13 protein-coding genes are annotated in these 18,419 nt (G+C 70.4%); 8 read left to right on the forward strand and 5 right to left on the reverse strand.

Annotated elements, in window-relative coordinates:
• Positions 1 to 22: 22 nt before the first annotated feature.
• Complete coding sequence (locus WMF29_RS21850; protein WP_437330681.1) at positions 23 to 1,240, reverse strand: MFS transporter; 1,218 nt, start codon at positions 1,238 to 1,240, stop codon at positions 23 to 25.
• A gap of 190 nt (positions 1,241 to 1,430) precedes the next feature.
• On the opposite strand from WMF29_RS21850, the gene WMF29_RS21855 reads away from it, so the two are divergent.
• Positions 1,431 to 2,231 (forward strand): DeoR/GlpR family DNA-binding transcription regulator, encoded by an 801-nt coding sequence (locus tag WMF29_RS21855; RefSeq protein ID WP_437330682.1) that lies wholly within the window; start codon positions 1,431 to 1,433, stop codon positions 2,229 to 2,231.
• 88 nt (positions 2,232 to 2,319) lie between these two features.
• Here the strand turns inward: WMF29_RS21855 and WMF29_RS21860 are convergent, their stop codons facing one another.
• Positions 2,320 to 2,883 carry a glycoside hydrolase family 11 protein gene (locus WMF29_RS21860; RefSeq protein WP_437330683.1) on the reverse strand — a complete coding sequence of 188 codons (564 nt, stop codon included), beginning with the start codon at positions 2,881 to 2,883 and terminating at the stop codon, positions 2,320 to 2,322.
• 46 nt (positions 2,884 to 2,929) lie between these two features.
• Between WMF29_RS21860 and WMF29_RS21865 the strand changes: the two genes are divergently transcribed.
• Entirely contained in the window at positions 2,930 to 3,181 is a 252-nt protein-coding gene (locus WMF29_RS21865) for a hypothetical protein (RefSeq protein ID WP_437330684.1), read from the forward strand.
• 431 nt (positions 3,182 to 3,612) lie between these two features.
• Here the strand turns inward: WMF29_RS21865 and WMF29_RS21870 are convergent, their stop codons facing one another.
• Complete coding sequence (locus WMF29_RS21870) at positions 3,613 to 5,229, reverse strand: cellulose binding domain-containing protein (protein WP_437330685.1); 1,617 nt, start codon at positions 5,227 to 5,229, stop codon at positions 3,613 to 3,615.
• A gap of 416 nt (positions 5,230 to 5,645) precedes the next feature.
• Here WMF29_RS21870 and WMF29_RS21875 point away from each other — a divergent pair, with 416 nt between their 5' ends.
• A complete protein-coding gene (locus tag WMF29_RS21875) occupies positions 5,646 to 7,043 on the forward strand; it encodes a sigma 54-interacting transcriptional regulator (RefSeq protein ID WP_437330686.1) in 1,398 nt (465 codons plus the stop codon).
• Positions 7,044 to 7,630: 587 nt separating this feature from the next.
• On the forward strand, positions 7,631 to 8,929 hold the full coding sequence (locus WMF29_RS21880; RefSeq protein WP_437330687.1) for a glycosyl hydrolase family 18 protein: 1,299 nt from the start codon (positions 7,631 to 7,633) through the stop codon (positions 8,927 to 8,929).
• A gap of 83 nt (positions 8,930 to 9,012) precedes the next feature.
• Here WMF29_RS21880 and WMF29_RS21885 read toward each other — a convergent pair whose 3' ends face one another.
• Entirely contained in the window at positions 9,013 to 9,813 is an 801-nt protein-coding gene (locus tag WMF29_RS21885; RefSeq protein ID WP_437330688.1) for a hypothetical protein, read from the reverse strand.
• 270 nt (positions 9,814 to 10,083) lie between these two features.
• Between WMF29_RS21885 and WMF29_RS21890 the strand changes: the two genes are divergently transcribed.
• Positions 10,084 to 11,502, forward strand: coding sequence for a protein kinase domain-containing protein (locus WMF29_RS21890; RefSeq protein ID WP_437330689.1), 1,419 nt, complete (start codon positions 10,084 to 10,086; stop codon positions 11,500 to 11,502).
• A 68-nt stretch (positions 11,503 to 11,570) separates the two neighbouring features.
• Positions 11,571 to 12,596 carry a hypothetical protein gene (locus tag WMF29_RS21895; protein ID WP_437330690.1) on the forward strand — a complete coding sequence of 342 codons (1,026 nt, stop codon included), beginning with the start codon at positions 11,571 to 11,573 and terminating at the stop codon, positions 12,594 to 12,596.
• Between the two features lie 357 nt (positions 12,597 to 12,953).
• Here WMF29_RS21895 and WMF29_RS21900 read toward each other — a convergent pair whose 3' ends face one another.
• Complete coding sequence (locus tag WMF29_RS21900) at positions 12,954 to 13,598, reverse strand: cadmium resistance transporter (RefSeq protein ID WP_437330691.1); 645 nt, start codon at positions 13,596 to 13,598, stop codon at positions 12,954 to 12,956.
• A 183-nt stretch (positions 13,599 to 13,781) separates the two neighbouring features.
• Between WMF29_RS21900 and WMF29_RS21905 the strand changes: the two genes are divergently transcribed.
• The gene (locus WMF29_RS21905; protein WP_437330692.1) at positions 13,782 to 16,244 is read left to right on the forward strand and encodes a heavy metal translocating P-type ATPase; all 2,463 of its coding nucleotides are present in this window, start codon (positions 13,782 to 13,784) and stop codon (positions 16,242 to 16,244) included.
• A gap of 228 nt (positions 16,245 to 16,472) precedes the next feature.
• The gene (locus WMF29_RS21910; RefSeq protein WP_437330693.1) at positions 16,473 to 18,416 is read left to right on the forward strand and encodes a hypothetical protein; all 1,944 of its coding nucleotides are present in this window, start codon (positions 16,473 to 16,475) and stop codon (positions 18,414 to 18,416) included.
• Positions 18,417 to 18,419: the final 3 nt, after the last annotated feature.

Below are 18,419 nucleotides of genomic sequence, written 5' to 3' on the forward strand. Positions count from 1 at the left end.
GAAGACACGCTGGTGCCCGCGGTCAGTGCGCCCTGATCACCTGCGGGCGCGCGGGCGTGCGGGCGGCGGGGGCGCGGGACGCGGGCCCGCGGATGACCGCCGGGCCCAGCGCGACGATCACGAGGGCCAGCGCCACGACGAGGGCGAGGCCGCCGCGCAAGGTGAGGCGATCGGAGACCAGGCCGATGGCCGGAGGGCCGACGAGAAAGCCGCCGTACGACAGGGTGGCGAGCGTCGCCAGCGCCTTGCCGGGCGCGACGCCGGGGGCGCTCGCCCCGGCCCGGAAGACCAGCGGCACCACGACGGACAGGCCGGCGCCCACGCACCCGAACCCGAGCAGCATGGCGATGGGGGCGTTGGCGAGCAGCGCCGCGCCGAGCCCGCCCGCGACAACGACCCCGGCCGCGCGCACGACCCGATCGGCGCCGAACCGCTGCGTCAGCCCGTCCCCGGAGAACCGCCCGAGGAGCATCGCCAGCGAGAACGCGGCGTAGCCGGTCGCCGCGAAGGCCGCGGTGGTGTGGAGCTCGTCGCGGAGGTAGACGGCCGACCAGTTGGCCATCGCGCCCTCACCCACGGACGAGCAGAAGGCGACGAGGCCGAGCAGGAGGAGCCCTGTCGAGCGTGCGGCCCCGGGGGCGGCCGCGGTCGAGGGCTCGGGGCGCGCGTCGGCCGAGAGCGCCCTGCCCTCGCGCGCGACGGCCGCGGCGAGGACGGCGGCGACGGCGAGGAGGTGCGCCGCGGGCGACAGCGCCCGGTCGGCCGCGAGCGCGCCAAGCGCCGCCCCGATCAGCCCGCCGAGGCTGAACATGCCGTGGACCGAAGCGAGGATGGGCCGATCGGAGCGCCGCTCGACCTCGACGGCCTGCGCGTTCATCGCGACGTCCATGAGGCCGTTGCAGACGCCGAGCAGCAGGAGGGCCGCGACGAGCGCGGCGAAGGACGGCGCGAGCGCTGGCAGGGGCAACGCCGCGCACAGGAGCAAGGCCGAGACCCGGGTGATGCGCCGGCTCCCGAAGCGGGCGACGAGCGGCCCGGCGGCGCGGAAGGCGAGCATCGCGCCGCAGGCGAGGCCGAGGAGGGCGAGGCCGAGCAGGCCGTCGCGCAGCCCGAGCCGCTCGCGGACCGCAGGGACGCGCGCGGCCCAGGACGCGAAGGCGATGCCGTTCGCCACGAACATGACCGAGACGGCGCGCCGGGCGCGCGCGACGTCGTCAACGAGCGAGAGGGAGGCGCCCATCACGGCACCCCCCGCGCAGGACCAGGCGAGCCGCTGGCGCACAGCCGCGGCCCGGGGAAGGCCGTCCGGAGGACGGCGTTGAAAGTTGGAGGCTCCCCGGAAGGTTCGTGCATTTTCGTGAACATCAGGGAAAGATCATGGGGCCGGATCGGACCGGATCAAGCAACTTCGTGCACAAACAGGAACAACCGTGCAAAACAACGCAGACACCTCCGGCCTGATGGTGGCCGAGCGGCGCCAACATATTCTCGCGGTACTGGAACGTGACGGGAAGGTGGTGGCCGCCGAGCTGAGCCGTGCTTTCGGGGTCTCGGAGGACACGATCCGGCGCGATCTGCGCGAGATGGCGAACGAGGGGCTCCTGCAGCGGGTTCACGGCGGCGGCCTGCCGGTCTCGCGGGTGAACCCGAGCTTCCCTGCGCGCGAGCGGCAGCGGCCGAAGGCCAAGGAAGAGCTCGCGCGGGCCGCGGCGACCTTGATCAAGCGGGGTCAGGTGGTGTTCATCGACAGCGGGACGACCAACGTGGCTGTGGCGCGCCACCTCCCGCGCGATCTCGAGGCGACGGTCGTGACCAACAGCCCTCCTGTCGCCATCGCGCTCTCGGAGCACCCGCGGGTGGAGGTGGTCCTGCTGGGCGGGCGCATGCGCAAGGATCCGCTGGCCGCCGCCGACGGGGTGACCATCGCGGGGGTGCGCCAGATCCGGGCGGACCTCTGCTACCTGGGGGTGTGCACGCTCGATCCCACGTTCGGCGTCACCACGCTGGATCTGGACGAGTCGTACGTGAAGCGGGCGATGGTGGAGGCCTCGGCCGAGGTCGTCGCGCTGGTGACCGCGGACAAGCTAGGCACCGTGTCGCCGTACGTGGTCGCGCCGCTGAGCGAGCTCACATGGCTCTTCACCGAGCGCGGCGTGTCGAAGGAGGCGCTCGCCCCCTACCGGGCCGCGGGTGTCACCGTCACGCAGGACCTCGAGGCGGAGCAGGCCTAGTCCAGCGGGTCAGAGATCCTGCCACGATCTCTGGGAGGCGCAGGCTCGCTCTGGCCATGCCGAGCTCGAGGTCCCTGGACGCCTCTGCTCATTTTTTCACGACGAACTTCGCCGTCGTGAACTTGACTGTCCCGCTGTTGTTCTGGGCCTCGACCAGCAGCTTGATCTCGTGCAGATTCCCCAGGGAAAGGCCGAGCGCTTCCCACTTGGTGAAGTGTTCGGAGACGGAGATGGTGCCGCACGTGCGAGCCGTCCGCCGGATGCTGAAATATTGATCGAACGTCGCGCTCGCGCCCGTTATGGCCGGCTTGTTCACGCGGGTCTTCTTCCACACGTCGTAGGTCTCACCATCGGCAGTGAGCGTTCCTACCTCGTCCCGCGGCGTCCCGTCGGAAGAGAAACCTGCCGGCTTTTCGCTGCCCCAGTCGTCGAGGATGTAGAACTCGCGCAGCGGGTTGACGGTCCAGCCGTAGATGCCGATGTACGTCAAGCCGCCGTCCTCCTCCGTCTTGGTATGCGCGAACTCCGCCGATACGGTGCCGATCTGGGTGTGCTTCTGGGTCTGGTTGAAGTCGAGCCCGACGCGCGCCAGGAAATCCTCGACATTGTTCCATTCCGCGCTGAACGCGGCGTCGACGCCGTGCACGGTCATGCAGCCCTTCCCGCCTCCCTCCGCCCAGAGCTCATAACCGTAACCATTGCCCGCATTGCCTCGGCTGTTCGAGCAATACTCCCTGCCTCCGGTCAGGGGTGTCGCCGGCGGGCAGGTGTTCGCGCCGCTGCCCGTGGACCCGCCGCCGTCGCCGGTGGACCCGCCGTCGCCGGTGGAGCCACCTCCACCCGTCGCTCCGCCCGCACCAGGGGGCCCACCGCTGCTGCTGCTCGCGCCGCCGCTCCCCGTGACGCCGCCGCTAGCGGAGGCAGCGCCCGTGCCCCCGGCGCCCGGCTGACCCCCGCTTCCGCTCGCGCCGGTGGATCCTGCGATCGATCCGCCGCTCCCGCTTTCGTCCTTCCCTTCCCCGGAGCCGGAACAGCCGGTGAACGCCGCGGCAGCCAGGCAAGCGGCGAGTGTACCCAGCGACCAACGGGACGGAACGAGGATCTTCATGGTTGGAGCATGCCAGGGTATGCACATGTTGATCAAGCGAGGCGAACCGCTGGAAGGTTGGCTCGTCGTCGGGTCGCCGCTCTGGCAGAAGTTTCCAGAGCTATGGAAACATTCCCACCCGAGGTGCGCAGCCGTTCGGCGTAGGTGTCACCGGCGGTCGCGAACACCCGCGCGCCGCGCAGGAGCGCGACCTGCGCGGCGGCGAACCCCATCATCGCCCCGGCGCCGTGAACCAGGAGAGTCTGTCTCTATCCGAAGCGGGTGACCGTCGCTCTAAAGCACCGTGTCCCGACGGGGAATCGACGAAGAGCGGAAGCCAGCTATCTTCGCGTCGACCTCGGCGGACGACAGGATCGCGTCCTCGGCGAAGTAGACCCAGTCGACGTCCTCGTGGTATGTCCGCGAGCTGCCCTTCGCGGCGTCGAGCTCATCGTACCAGAGGTTGAAGAAGATGAATTGATCCACTTCTGGAGCGTACATGGAACCGTGCGTCGCGCGATGCACTCCATCGATGTAATAGCTGATGGACGTGCTGGTGACCTGGACAACGAGCGTGTGAAAGCCGTTGAAGTTCGCGGAGACCGAGTTCGAGACGTTCACGTCCGACGTCTCCCACGAGGTCAGCCACATCGTGCTCGTGTTGCCCTGGCCCCAACCGCCGTTGGGCATGTACTCGAAATCCTGCTCCGAGTAGTCCGGGTCGCCGGCGGCCCATTCGGTTAAGGTGAAGAAGGTCTCGACGGGCTTGTCGGCGTAAAAGCGCGTGCCGGACAGCGGGGTGTCGTTGAACTTGACCCTCGCAGCGTAGGTGCCGAAGCGGAACTTCTGGGCATTGGTGATCACCTCGGCCTGCGAGGTGGTCGCTCCGGTGCCGCTCGTGCTCGCCTTGAGACGCATCAGCTTGTTCGTGGAGCTCTGCGGGTCAGCGACCATCGACACGTTGGATTCCAGCCAGGCCGCGCCGCTCACGCCTGGCGCCCCCGACCAGCTCCGCACCGACCACCAGCTCGTGAAGTTGGCGTCGCTGGTCCCGTTGTAGCTGAAATCGTCGAAGAACTCGGCCGTGACCGCGCTGCCGGCCCGGGTCGTCGCGCTCGCCTGATTGGAGGCGGCAGACGCGCCGCCCGCGTTCAGGGCCGTGACCTTGTAATAGTAGGCGGTCGACGCAGCCAGGCCGGTGCTGTTGTAGCTGGTGGAGGTCACGCCGCTGGCGATGAGGTTCCCCGCGCCAGGCGTGAAACCCGACGTGGTCGATCGGTAGACGTCATAGCTCGTCGCACCGCTGCTCGCCGCCCAGCTCAGGGCGATCGCGCTTGCGCTCGACGCCGTGGCCGTCAGGGAGATCGGCGCCGGAGGCGGCGACACGCTGCCGCTCGGCGGCGTACCGCTGCGCAGGCCGCCCGTGGGCGCGGAGCCGGCGTCGTGCACGGTGATACGGCCAAAGTTGGAGAAGGTTGTCTGGCTTCCATACGAGTAATCGTCGGTCTCAACGACGTTCGTGTTGAACTCGATCCCGAGGTCGATCGGCTGGGTCGTCGCCCCCGCAGCCAGGCTTCCAGCGGCGCTGGTGAAGCCGATCTGCACGTAACGATCGGCGCCCGTGTAGGACACTGTCCCGGTCGTCAGCGTAATTCTGCTGCAGCCAGGGCTCCACCACCAGCACGCCGGGGTCACGGTCGTCGCGCTGTCTCTCGTGAACCAGTAGCGTATGACGATGCTGCTCAGCGGTATCGAGGCAGCGGTGTTGTTGCGAATTTTTATCCCGGCTTCGACGATGGAGTCGTTCGGCGCGGCGGCGTCATAGTTGCTGTATTGAACGGTAAAGTCGGCTGCTCCGGCGAGGCTGTCGCTCGAGTGACCGCAAGTCGAGAGCGCGACGAAGATGCTCAAGCACGCAAGGCGGAGGGCGCGAGCCCGCAAGGAGACGGCCATCCTTTCGAGGAACGTCGCACGTCGGCGCCGGCCAGTCCGTCTCGTCTGCTCGACGGCATGTAGATATATCGAGTTCATGATTGTCAATCGTGCTCCTTTCACGCCCGCATGGTCGAAAGATCGCGATGCGCTCGATCGCAACGATTCCTAACGATCGGACGATGTGCGTAGGACCGCCCCGAGCCTCGGTGCTTACGGGCCGATCCGCCGTCGCCTGGTCTGGGCGCGACGGCCGACTTCACCTTCAAGCACAGCGTGTGCCAGCAAATGCTGGATAACTTCACTATAGCTGCCCTCTGGATCTTCTTTGATCCATCGAGGCACGAACGTCACGCGGCCGTGACGTCGGCGCGGAGGCCTGCTGAGATGGAAGCATGCCTCCGTTGAGCGACGACGATGCCGCCTCCACCGAACTCCTGCCCGGGCCGGTGCGCCCCGCTGCGGCCGCGGCCGAGAGCTTCGCCCTCTCCGTCATGGCGGGCCCGGACGAGGGCCGGCGGTTCACGGTGGCGCCGGGGCTGCCCGCGCGCGTTCTCGCCGGCACGAGCCCCGCCTGCGACATCTCCCTCACCGATCGGCTCGTGTCGCGCCGCCACGCTGCCTTCGAGCTCGCCGGCGCCCGGCTCCGCGTCACCGACCTCGGATCGACGAACGGCACCTTCGTCCAGGGGATCCGCGTCGGCGACGCGTACCTCCAGGGCAGCGAGCTCGTCCGGATCGGCGAGACCGTGCTCCGCGTCGAGGCCCTCGGCGTCACGCAGGCGGCCGAGCTGTCGCCCGCCGTGCAGTTCGGCAGGCTCCTCGGCGCCAGCGAGGAGATGCGGCGGCTCTATCCGCTGTGCGAGCGCATCGCGGCCTCGAGCGTCCCCGTCGTCATCGAGGGCGAGACGGGGACCGGCAAAGAGGTGCTCGCGGAGGCGCTCCACGAGCAGGGGCCGCGGGCGGCCGGGCCGTTCGTGGTCTTCGACTGCACCGCGGTGCCGCCGACGCTCGTCGAGTCGGCGCTCTTCGGGCACGAGCGCGGCGCCTTCACCGGCGCGAACGAGGCCCGCCGCGGCGTCTTCGAGGAGGCGCACGGCGGCACGCTGCTGCTCGACGAGATCGGCGATCTCGATCTCGGGCTGCAGGCGAAGCTGCTCCGCGCGATCCAGCGCTCGGAGGTGCAGCGCGTCGGCTCGAACAGGTGGATCCGCGTCGACATCCGGGTGCTCGCGGCGACGCGGCGCGATCTGGAGCGCGAGATCCAGGCAGGGCGGTTCCGGGACGATCTGTTCTTCCGGCTCGCGGTGGCGCGGATCGAGCTGCCGCCGCTGCGCGAGCGGCGGGGGGACGTCACGGTGCTCGCGCACCACTTCTGGCGGCAGCTCGCGGGCCGCGGCGCGCCCTTCCCCCCGGGGTTCGGCGAGCGGCTCGAGGACTACGCCTGGCCGGGCAACGTGCGCGAGCTCTACAACGCCGTGGCGCGCCGGGTGGCGCTCGGCGAGGCCGCGCCGATCGAGACAACCCGGGCCGGGCTGGCCTCCCCGGGCGCGCCGGCTCCGCCCTCCACGCGCGGCGGCGCGGAGCCCGGGACATCCGGCGACATCATCGAGGAGATCCTCGCGCTGAACCTGCCCCTGCCGCGCGCGCGGGAGCGGATCGTCGATCACTTCGAGCGGCGCTACGTGCAGCGCGTCCTCGCGCAGCACGGGGGCAACGTCAGCAACGCGGCGGCCGCGTCGGGCATCGCGCGGCGGTACTTCCAGATCCTGCGCGCACGGCGCTCCACCTGACGCCCGCGGCGCCGGCGCGCGGGACGACAGGCGCGCGACAGGCCGCGGGTTAGCTCCAGGCGGCCCGAGAGCGCCGGATCGCCGGGGGCGATCCAGGAGTTCCCACGCTCGCGATCGAGGCGATCGCGGTGCGATCTCCCCGATCGCCCACGCGCGCCCCCCGCTTGCCGGACTCGATCGCCACGCGTCGGCTCCAGGAAGAGCTCAGCGACGGGCTGCCCCGACGCCGCGCGCCCATCGTCGGGGCCATGATCACGACTGGTACATCGCTTGCTCTTCCCTGAAGCAGCAGCGCAGTTGCATCGGGCCACGACGACCCGGCCGCGCTCGGTACCACGATGTCCCCATCAACGGGTGGTGATCGAGGGCGAGCCCAGCGGCGAGTCACGGCCCAGCGGCGCCGGATCGCAGCATGGCAATGCTGCGTTCGGCGAGACCACCATCGGCGATCGTTCATCTCTCGTCGAAGAAAGGCCACCATGTCTCTCCATCTTTCTAAGATTGCTCCCAAGCTTTCACTTCTCCTCGTCGCCTTCACCGCGAGCGGGCTCGGATGCCTTGCTTCCAGTCCGCCGGAGGAGCTCGAGGTGGATCAGAACGAGTCCGCCGCGTGCGCAGACTTTCCGGAGTGGCAGGAGGGTCAGCCGTATGCCGCGGGGGACATCGTGAATTACGAGGGGTCGGCCTACATCGCCAAGTACGACAATCCCGGCTACATCCCGACCGTCAGCACGTACTTCTGGGAGCCGTACTCCGGCTGCAGCGACAGCCCCGAGCCCACCGAGGGCTCCAGCCCCGAGCCCACCGAGGGCTCCAGCCCCGAGCCCACCGAGGGCTCCAGCCCCGAGCCCACCGAGGGCTCTAGCCCCGAGCCCACCGAGGGCTCGTGCAGCTATCCGCAATGGCAAGAGGGTCAGCCGTATGCCGCGGGGGACATCGTGAATTACGAGGGGTCGGCCTACATCGCCAAGTACGACAATCCCGGCTACATCCCGACCGTCAGCACGTACTTCTGGGAGCCGTACTCCGGCTGCAGCGACAGCCCCGGCGACGGCGACAGACCCCGCGCGGGCTTTGGGCTCCCCGAAAAGGTCGTCGCTGGCTACTACCCCAACTGGACGGAAGCGCCCGTCCGCATCCGGGACATCAACAGCAATTACAACGTGATCTATCTCTTTGCCGCGAAGCCCTTCGGAGGATCGCCCGGCACCACGGGCGCCGTCTACTGGGAGGCGCCGGGTGATGGCAAGGGAGCAGCGACGAACCTGAACGCCGACATCGAGTACGCACGGACGATCCAGGATCGCAGGATCATCCTCTCCGTCGGCGGCGCCCACAATGGTATGAGCTTCCCGACGCGCGCGAAGTCGCAGACGTTCGTCGATAGCGTGATCGGGATCTACGACAGCCTGGGTGGGTTCGACGGCCTCGACTGGAACACCTTCGAGGCCGATCAGGCCCCCGACACCTCCGAGATGATCTGGATCAGCCAGGAGCTGAAGCGGCGCATCCCCGGCTTCATCATCACCGCGCCTCCGGCCCCTTGGAACAGCCGCGACAAGACGTTTTGCCAGCAGATGGTGGACGCCGGCGCCTTGGACTACGCGGCCCCGCAGTACTACGATGGCCCCGATCTCGCCGAGCAGTCTTACATCGTGAACAGCGTGAACGAGTGGGTCTCGCTGCTCGGTCCGACGCACGTCGTCGTGGGGTTCGGGCTCTCGGACCGGCAATACTACATGTCGATCGACGAGGCGATCCCCACGTGGAATCAAGTCGAGAGCAACCACCCGGCGCTCCGCGGCGTGTTCGACTGGGAGATCCACATCGACGAGAGCAAGGGGTGGCAGTTCGCCAACGGCGTGGGACCTCTCGTCACGGACTGAAGCGGGATCGCGTGGAGCGCGCGGCGAATCCGCCCGCCGATCGCGGACAGCGCGCGCTCCCCTTGATTGAAGGAGATCTGCGCCTATCGGTAGAAGGCGACATCGTCGATCCAGAGTTCGAACGCCAGCTCCTTGTCGAAGAAGAACTCGATGGCCCAGAGCCGCTCCAGGGCGGGCGCGAGCAACTGCTTACCGTAGGGCTCCTGCTTGAGGCACTCCACCGGAATCTTGAAGTGCTTCCATTCGCTCTCCAGCATGACCGGCTTGTGGAAGTGATTGTTGCACTCCCCCTCTGCGTCGTTGCAGATGCCCCCCATGTGATAGGTCTGCTGATCGATGAAAAGCACTTTCATTTTCCTGGTGGAGCCCTCCTCGGCGCGGGCCCAGAACGTGAGGCCGCGGTACCCGGATGCGTCGTAGTAGGCCTCGTCGTCCAGATGGAAGCCGACGCCGGCTCCCCAGAGGATGAAGCCGTCATCGGCGCTCGTGTGCACGGCCTTGGTGCTGGCGCCGCGCGGAGGGTCAAGGGTGCTCACGAGGTCCGCCGGGTCCGCAGGATCCTGCCTTCCTTCCGGGGACTCGTCGTTGTCCTCGAACCAGAACCCTGCCCAAGGGTTCGCCCCGTTCCCCTCGGAGATCCGGGTGTCTCCGTCTTCCATGTCGTCGATCATCGACAGGTCGAGGGTCTCCCCGGGCAGCACCGCGAGGATCTCGCATGGATTCCCCGCGCCGCCGCCGCTCCCGGCCGCTGAGCCCGCTGCGCCGCCGCCTCCGGAGCTCTGGTCCTCGGGCTCGTAGATCTTGTCGAAGCCGAAGATCTGCGCACATCCGAGCCCGAGCAGCGCCATGGCACATCCGCCGGCGCACCGAACGAAAGCCAGCATCGTCTTCATTTTCATGGGGAATTTCGCGAGGTTTTGGTCGCGGAGGATATGAGGTTGGCCGCCGAAATGGAATGATGCCCCCATCAAGTCACACGGTTGTCACCGTTCAGTCAGCGAGCGACCACCGGCCATTCCGCTGCGCGATGGCGCAGACCGACGGGGCGCGTCCCAGATTTTTACTGGAACACTGTAAAAGGCGCTTCGATCCGTCAGTTCCCGAGTGCAGGCGTCGCGTACGCTGGTGTATAAGTTCGCCTGCTGGTGGAACCCATGTCGCTGAGTCTGGACGACGGGATGCTGTTTGCTGGCAGGTACCGCGTGGTGCGCGGAATCGCCAGCGGCGCGATGGGCGCGGTCTACGAGGTTCTGCACATCGAGACGGAGCGCCGGCGGGCGCTCAAAGTGATGCACTCGCACCTCGCCGACAACCCCGATTTCCAGGCCCGGTTCAAGCTGGAGGCGCGCGTCGCCGCGCGCATCCAGAGCGACCACATCGTGGAGGTGTTCGACGCCGGGATCGATGCTGAGACCGGCAAGCCGTTCCTCGTGATGGAGCTGCTCCGCGGCACGCTGCTCGACGCGCGCCTCCGCCACGCCGGGCGTCTGCCGCCGGAAGAGGCCGTCGCCTTCCTTCGCCAAACCGCCATCGCCCTCGACAAGACACACGCCGCCGGGGTCGTCCACCGCGACCTCAAGCCCGCCAACCTCTTCCTGGCCGAGACCGACGACGGGGCGCCCCGGATCAAGGTGCTCGACTTCGGCATTGCCAAGCTCGTCGTCGAAACGGCGACGGACTCGGCGGCGACCGCGGTCCTCGGCACGCCGCTCTACATGGCGCCCGAGCAATTCAGCGGCGAGTCGGTCTCGCGGGCTGCGGACATCTTCGCCCTCGGCATGATCGCGTACACGCTCCTCGTCGGCAAGGCGTACTGGCTGAACGACAGGCGGAAGTACGACAATGCGCTCGCTTTCGCGGCGCTCGCCGTGCACGGCCCGCAGGAGTCCGCGTCCGCGCGCGCGGACGCCGAGGGGGTGAAGCTGCCTCCGGCCTTCGACGCGTGGTTCACCAAGGTGACCGCCCGCGCCCCCGAGGCGCGCTTCGCCACCGCTTCGGCCGCAGTCGAGGCGCTCGCCGAGGTCTTCGACCTGCCCGCCGCGCCGGTGCGATCATCGCGCCTGCTCTCCGCGGAGACGCCGAGCGGACATGGCCCCCTGAGCTCCCGCTCATTGTCGCCGCCGAGCGACGTCCAGTTCCCGACCGAGGCCGTGATGACCGCGCTGCCCCCCACGAAGCAACGGAGCCGAGCCGCGATCACCGTCGCGGTGCTCGTCCTCCTCGGCGGCGGCGTTGGCGCCTTCGCCTCGCTGAGCCGCGGCGCGCTCCCTGCCGGCCGGAGCGCGGAGCTCGCGCAGACCGCGGGGGACGCGCGCTCGCCCGCCTCCGCGCCCCCTGAAGTCCATCCGACGCCGCCTCTCCCCGAGTCCTCGGCGACAGCCACAGCGCCGGACGTCGCGACGCCCGCCCCCGCGGCCTCCGTGCCGCTGGGCAAGGGCAGCCGCGCGCTCGCCCCCGCGACGGGGGCGGCGAGCGCGTCGCCGCCGCCGGCGCTCGGCGGCTCACGGCGCAGGCTCGCGCCAGCCCCGTCGGCCGCAGAGCCGAGCCCTGAGGTGCTGTACAAGCCGGACTGAGCACGATGGCAGGGCGGACACTTCTTTGCCAGGAGCGAGCGGGAACGATGGTATTTGGCGGCTCACTCATGCGCTTCTCTTGGTTCCGGTCCATCTGCCTTGGCGTGCTGGGCGTCGCCGTCGCGGCGCCGGCCAGCGCGCAGGCGCTCGCCGTCGCGGAATCGCACTTCGACCGCGGGCGCGCCGACATGCTGGCAGGCCGGTACGAGACCGGCTGCCCTGCCCTCGCCGAAAGCCAGCGTCTCGATCCTCGCCCAGGGCGGCTATTCACGCTCGCCGAGTGCGAGGCCAAATGGGGGCGTATCGCGACCGCGGTCGCGCGCTACAACGACTATCTCGCGATGGTCGATCGCATGAGTGAGGCCGAGCGGGTCAAGCAATCGGCGCGACAGAAGATCGCGCTCGGGCAGCGCAGCGCGCTCGCGCCGCTCGTGCCGCAGCTCACGCTGTCGCTGCCGCCGGGCGCGCCGGCGGGGACGCGCGTGCAGTGCGACGGCATGACGCTGGAGCAACCCTCGCTCGGCGTCGCGCTCCCCGTCGATCCCGGAGAGCACGTCGTGACGACGCAGGCGCCGGGGTGGCCCGCGACCGAGACGCGATTCACGATCGACCGGTCGGAGTCGAAGGCGATCGTGCTCGAGGTGAAGCCCCCGGCGGCCGCCAAGCCGCCGCCCACCAAGCCGCCGCCGGCCAAACCGCCGGCGCCAGCGCCGGCACCGGCGCCGGATCAGGGGCCCAGCGGCCTGCGGGTGGTCACCTATGTGGCGGGCGGGCTCGGTGTGGCCGGGCTGATCGTCGGATCGGTGACCGGGTGGATGGCGCTCGACGCGAGCCGCGTCGCGGCCGACAACTGCAGGGACGTGAGCCCCGACCGGGCGCGATGCCAACCCGACGGGCTCGAGGCTGGCAACCGCGCGAAGCAGCTTGGGTTGGTGAGCACGGTCGGCTTCGGCGCCGGTGTGGCGCTCGCCGGCGCGTCGGCGCTGGTCTTCCTGCTGGAGCCATCCCCGCGCCGCCAGCCGGCGCCCGAGGTGAGCTGGGAGCTGACGGCGGACCAGGCCGGCGGCGGCGTCGTGGTGCATGGCCGCTGGTGACGCGGCTCGCGCGCGCCGCCGCGGGCCCATGAGCCGGCCAGCACGCCACGCCCGGGATAGGTGATCGCTGCGTGGAGCTGTGTGCAAGGCTCGTTTGCGATTGTCATCATCGTCCCGACGAATCTCAACGGTTCAACCCCGCGGAGCAGTCCTCTCAGGGTTCTGTCTCGCGAGCGACGAGAGATTTCAACGCAAAGGCGCCAAGATCGCAAAGGCGCAAACCTGCACAAACGTTGTTTTTTGCGCCTTTGCGCCTTTGTGACTTTGCGTTCAAATCTCTCTCCGGATCCGTGGCCGGACTCCGCGTCGGTGGAACTGGCGCCTCTCACCAAGGTGAGCTCACGGCGCCCCCGGGCGCTATCCCGCACGGACAAGCACGAGGGCGTCGGACAGGATCCAGAGCCCGAGGCCGATCAAGACGAACGGCAGCGCCGCACGGCCGGAACGCCGGATGCGCGTGCCCAGGATCGGGTGGTTGACAAGGCGGTGTCCGAGCGCGCACCAGGCGCCGGTCATGACCGCGAACACGGCAGCATGAAGCGGGATGTGCGCTGGGGAGCTGGAGAACAGCGGGATATAAACGCCGAGGTTGTCCCCGCCGTTCGCGAGGGTCACGCTCGCCACGGCGATCACCTTGAAGCGCGACGCGCTGCCATGGGGCTCGCGCGCGCTGTCTGCTGCGTCTGCTTCGTCCGCTCCGTCCGCCACGCCTGCTTCCCTCGCCCTGGAGCCCCGCCGGAGCGCCCAGAGGCCGCGCAGGCCGAGCGCGAGGGGAGCCAGGCCGAGCAGGCCGATCCATCCGTCCGGCACGCGGACCGCGAGCAGCGCACACGCGACGCTCGCGATCACGAGCGCCGCATTGCCCAAGAACTGGCCGGCCACCACCTGAGCGGGGGTAAAGCCTGGATCCGCGAAGAAGGCCGAGAGAAGGAGGATGTCATCGATGTTCGTGGACACGAACACGACCACGCTCACCCCGAGGGTCGGAAGGATCTGCTCCATGGCGCGCCCGCGGTCGTACCACCTACCGCGGCGCGCGTCCGCTCGGCGGGGCGCTGGCGCCGCTCCGAACCGCCCGGCGCTGGAGCCCACCCGGGCCTGCGGAGGTAGACCGTAATCACCGGAGCGACGGCGCGTCTGCGCAGGCGACAGGAGACGAGCCACGAGCTCGTGTAAGGAGAAGCCATGGCGACGATTCCCCAGCCCGTGCAGCCGACCAGCGCGAAGGCCGCGCCCGCCGCGCAGGGCGCCCGGACGGAGCTTCCGGTGCAGGGCATGACCTGCGCGGCGTGCGTGCGCCGCGTCGAGAAGGCGCTGCGCGCCGCGCCCGGCGTCCAGGATGCGGCCGTCAACCTCGTGACCCGGCGCGCGACGATCACCTACGACGCACAGGCGACCACGCCGGCCGCGCTCGCCAGCGCCATCGTGGAGGCGGGATACGAGGTGCCCGAGGTCCCCCCCGCGGCCAGCGTCGCTGAAGCCGCGCCGATCACCGGCCTTGCCGCAGACCCGCAGACCAACGGCGCCCCCGCAACCCCGCCGATCGCCGGCGTCCGCGCGGCCTCCACGGCGCCCGAGCGCCTGGCAGCGACGGCGGACGCCCCACCGCCGCGCCAGCAATCGAGCGCGGCCGAGCGCGCCGCCGCCATGGACGCGGCCGAGGAGAAGGAGCAGCGGACGCTCCGGCGCGACGTCGCGATCGCCGCGCTGCTCACCGCGCCGCTGCTCGCCGTGGCCATGTCCCACGGCGCGATCCCGGCGCTCGACGGCGCCCCCGCGCGCTGGCTCTCGCTCGCGCTCGCGACGATCGTGGTCTTCGGGCCGGGGCGCCGGTTCTTTCGCCTGGCCTGGAGCGCGCTCCGGCACCGCGCCGCGGACATGAACACCCTCGTGAGCCTCGGGACCGGCGCCGCCTGGCTCTACTCGACCGCCGCGGTCGCGGCCCCCGGCCTCTTCCCGCACGCCGAGCACGGCCACGCGCCGCCCGTCTACTTCGAGGCCGCGGCCGCGATCGTCACCTTCGTGCTGCTCGGGAAGCTCCTCGAGACGCGCGCGCGGAAGCGGCTCGCCGACGCGGTGCGCGGGCTCGTGGCGCTCCAGCCGAAGACCGCCCGGCGCGTCCGCGGCGACGCCGAGGACGAGGTGCCCGCCTCCTCGCTCGGACCGGGCGACCTCGTGCGGGTGCGGCCCGGCGAGCGCATCGCGACCGACGGCGAGGTGGTCGACGGCGCGTCCGCGGTCGACGAGGCGCTGCTCACCGGCGAGAGCATGCCCGTCGACAAGACGGCGGGCTCGGCCGTGCTCGGCGGGACGCTCAACCAGAGCGGCGCCCTCACCTTCCGCGTCACGAAGACCGGCGCGGACACCGCGCTCGCGCGCATCGTCGAGGCCGTCGAGCAGGCGCAGGGGTCGCGCGCGCCGATCGCGCGCCTCGCCGACGTGGTGAGCGGCGTCTTCGTGCCCGTCGTGCTCGGCGTCGCGTCGATCGCCTTCGCCGCGTGGCTCGCGATCGACCCCACCGCCGCGGGGCTCGCCACGGCGGTCGAGCGGTTCGTCGCCGTGCTCGTGATCGCGTGCCCGTGCGCGCTCGGGCTGGCCACGCCGGCCGCCGTGGCCGTCGGGACAGGGCGCGGCGCGGAGCTCGGCGTCCTCGTCAAGGGCGGCGCGGCGCTCGAGGCGGCGAGCCGCGTCGACACGGTGCTGCTCGACAAGACCGGGACCCTGACGTCGGGCCGGCCCGAGCTCACGGACGTCGTGGACCTCGCGGGCCACGGCGAGGCGGCGCTCCTCGGCCTCGTGGCGGGCGCCGAGCGCGAGAGCGAGCACCCGGTGGCGCGGGCGATCGTCGACGGCGCCCGCGGCCGCGGGATCGGCGTGGCGCCCGCCTCGGCGTTCCGCGCGGAGATCGGCCACGGCATCGAGGCGCGTGTCTCGGGGCGCCCCGTGCGCGTCGGGACCGCGGCGTGGCTGCAGCGGGCGGGCATCGACACGGCCGCGCTGGAGGCCGAGGCAGATCGCCTGGCCGGGCTGGGCCGCACGCCGTCGTTCGTGGCCGTCGACGGGCGGCTCGCGGGGCTCGTCGCGGTCGCCGACCGGCCCACGGAGGAGGCGCGCCGCGCCGTCGTGGCCATGGCTGAGCTCGGCGTCGAGGTGGCGATGGTGACCGGCGATCGGGCGGGCGCCGCGCGCGCTGTCGCCGATGAGCTCGGCATCCGGGCCGTGTTCGCGGAGGTGCGACCCGAGGACAAGGCGAGGATCGTCCGCGAGCAGCGGGCCGCCGGACGCAGGGTGGCCATGGTCGGCGACGGAATCAACGACGCGCCCGCGCTCGCCGGCGCGGACGTGGGGATCGCCCTGGGCAGCGGCACGGACATCGCGGTGGCGTCAGCGGACGTGGCGCTGATCCGCGGCGGGATCGCGAGCCTGCCGGTGGCGCTCGGGCTCGCCCGCGCCACCCTGAGGACGATCCGGCAGAACCTGTTCTGGGCGTTCATCTACAACGTGATCGGCATCCCGATCGCCGCGGGGCTGCTGTACCCCCTGACCGGATGGCTCCTGTCGCCGGTCCTCGCCAGCGCGGCGATGTCGCTGTCGAGCGTGTCGGTGCTCGGCAACTCCCTCCGGCTCCGCGCGTTCGGTCGGCCGTAGACCGGCACGCGCGGGCTCGCGCTGGCGGACACAGCAGGAGCGGCGCGTTCCTGACACCTTTCAGTCCAACGCGGTAAAGCAAGAAGCCGACGAGCAGCGCGCTCATCGCGCTGTTATCCCGAGCAGCCAGCGCGTCGCTCCGCTTCACGCCCGCTCGCAGGGCGGCTACCCGGTGAGTGAATGTTCGGTGCCGCGGATGCACCGAAGCGTTAAAAATACGGAGGATCCATGAGAGCTTATCGCCAGCACATTGGCATAACCGTTGCTTTTGCCCTATCCCTCTCTGCCCAGGCCGCAGATGCCGCCGTCACCGTCGGGCTCATCGAGCCGACCAACGCGATCATCGAGGGCAGCACGATCCCGGTGCACGCGACGGCGTCGTCCCCCGAGGACATCTACTATGTCGAGGCGGAGCTCGAAGGACTCACCATCGAGCTCACGCCGACGGAAGGGGGGCATTTCCAGGGAGCGTTCGACCTCGGCGAGCTCGCGGGCGAGCTCGCCTACGGGCCTCACGTCGTGACGGTCCACGCGTACAACACGTTTGGCGAGGTGGCGAGCGCGCAGGGCACCGTGCACCGGTACGCGCCGCCGACGGTCGGATGGAACGCGCTCGCGCACGACACCCTCACAGAGGGCTGGCGCTTCGCCGCGAAGTGCGTCCCGACGCCGCCGTACACGTGCCAGAGCCTCCGGGCGACGTTCCACAGCGCCGAAGGACAGGTCACCCTTTCGGCGCACAACCCGCAGCCCGTGCCGGGGCACCTCTACCTCAAGGAAGAGCAGGCCTGGTATGGCTACCAGATCCCGTCGGGCAGAGCGTACACGCTCACCATCGAGGCCAGCGACGGCGTGGGCCCCACCATCACGAAGACCATCGGCCCCATCTACGTCGAGCGGAGCCCGAGGCTCACCGCCGTCCAGCGCGCGCCCGGCACCATCCTCGATTTCGACGCCGCGCGGATCCTCTTCCGCGATCAGTACCAGCGCCTCGGGATCTTCGAGCGCGCCACGCAGCAGGTGACGTGGGTCGCGACCATCCCGCAAGGAGATCTGCCGATCAGCGAGGTCTACGGGGCGCTCACGCCGTCCGGGTCCGTGCACCAGTCGACGACGGGCCACATCCTCGCCTGGGTCAACGGCGCCCGGCGCAACATCACGAGCGCGGCGCGCCTCGACGCGGTGAACGGCGACACCATCGTGTGGACGACGAACAGCGACGACTGGGCCGTCGCTACCTCGCTGTCGGCGGGGACGAACAGGACCCTCTGGCACATCGACGGGAGCAGGTCGCCGTTCCAGGCCGACATCACGCCTTCCGGCGGCATCTATTTCGGCACCTACGAGGATGCCTCCATCGTCGGGCCGAGCAGGCTGCGCCTCGGCGATCATGAGGGCAACCTGCAGCGGCCGATCACCGACGGGACGAACGTCGCCGGCCGCTGGTGGGACGGCATGACGAGCTCGAGCTACCTGTACACGGCGGATGGCGAGGAGGTGTTCCTTGGCGACTCGATCACCGGCACATCGGCCGGGCTGCTGGTTCACGCAGGCCACGCCGCCTTCCTGAAGAGCGACGGCGCCGTCAACCAGGTCTGGCTGCGGACCCCCGACGGCGAGCAGCATCAGATCAGCGACTTCACGGCGTCGAGCCAGTTCGATCAGGTGAAGCTCCGGGTCGGCCACGACGGCATCAGCGACACCGGCGAGGTCCTCTTCCTGAACGGCGGCAAGCGCTACCTCGGCCGGGCGGGGGGCGCGCCCGAGAGCATCGGCTCGGCGCTCGGACACGGTCGCTGGCTCGACGGGAGCTGGTATGTGACCATCGGCAACACGATCTTCCAGGTCTCGAGCGCGCAGGGCGCCGTCGCGCAGCTCGCCGCGCCGGGGAGCGCGGCGTTCGCGCCGGCAGAGGGCCTGGGCGGCGAGCGCGAGGTGCTGTCCACCTCGTTCGCCGTGGACGAGGTGCTCGATGAGCCGATGTGGGCTCGGGATCTGCACGAGCCGGACGCGCTGCCGGCGTCGGCCGACGCGGACACGGACGGCGGCTTCGCACCGGCCGCGGCCGGGTGCAGCGCCTCTGGATCGGCCGGCTCTGCGGGCAGCGCCGCCGCGCTCGCGGCGGCGGCCGCGGGCCTCGTGCTCGCCCGGCGTCGGCGCCTGCGGTCGTAGCGG

The sequence above is a fragment of the Sorangium sp. So ce381 genome (genome assembly GCF_051473845.1).
GTDB classification, from domain to species: domain Bacteria; phylum Myxococcota_A; class Polyangia; order Polyangiales; family Polyangiaceae; genus Sorangium; species Sorangium atrum.

Coding starts and splice junctions, on each gene's coding strand:
- WMF29_RS21875 (WP_437330686.1), top strand. CDS start 5,646: ATGCCTCCGTTGAGCGACGACGATGCCGCCTCCACCGAACTCCTGCCC.
- WMF29_RS21900 (WP_437330691.1), bottom strand. CDS start 13,598: ATGGAGCAGATCCTTCCGACCCTCGGGGTGAGCGTGGTCGTGTTCGTG.
- WMF29_RS21895 (WP_437330690.1), top strand. CDS start 11,571: ATGCGCTTCTCTTGGTTCCGGTCCATCTGCCTTGGCGTGCTGGGCGTC.
- WMF29_RS21860 (WP_437330683.1), bottom strand. CDS start 2,883: ATGACCGTGCACGGCGTCGACGCCGCGTTCAGCGCGGAATGGAACAAT.
- WMF29_RS21910 (WP_437330693.1), top strand. CDS start 16,473: ATGAGAGCTTATCGCCAGCACATTGGCATAACCGTTGCTTTTGCCCTA.
- WMF29_RS21890 (WP_437330689.1), top strand. CDS start 10,084: ATGTCGCTGAGTCTGGACGACGGGATGCTGTTTGCTGGCAGGTACCGC.
- WMF29_RS21850 (WP_437330681.1), bottom strand. CDS start 1,240: ATGGGCGCCTCCCTCTCGCTCGTTGACGACGTCGCGCGCGCCCGGCGC.
- WMF29_RS21885 (WP_437330688.1), bottom strand. CDS start 9,813: ATGCTGGCTTTCGTTCGGTGCGCCGGCGGATGTGCCATGGCGCTGCTC.
- WMF29_RS21905 (WP_437330692.1), top strand. CDS start 13,782: ATGGCGACGATTCCCCAGCCCGTGCAGCCGACCAGCGCGAAGGCCGCG.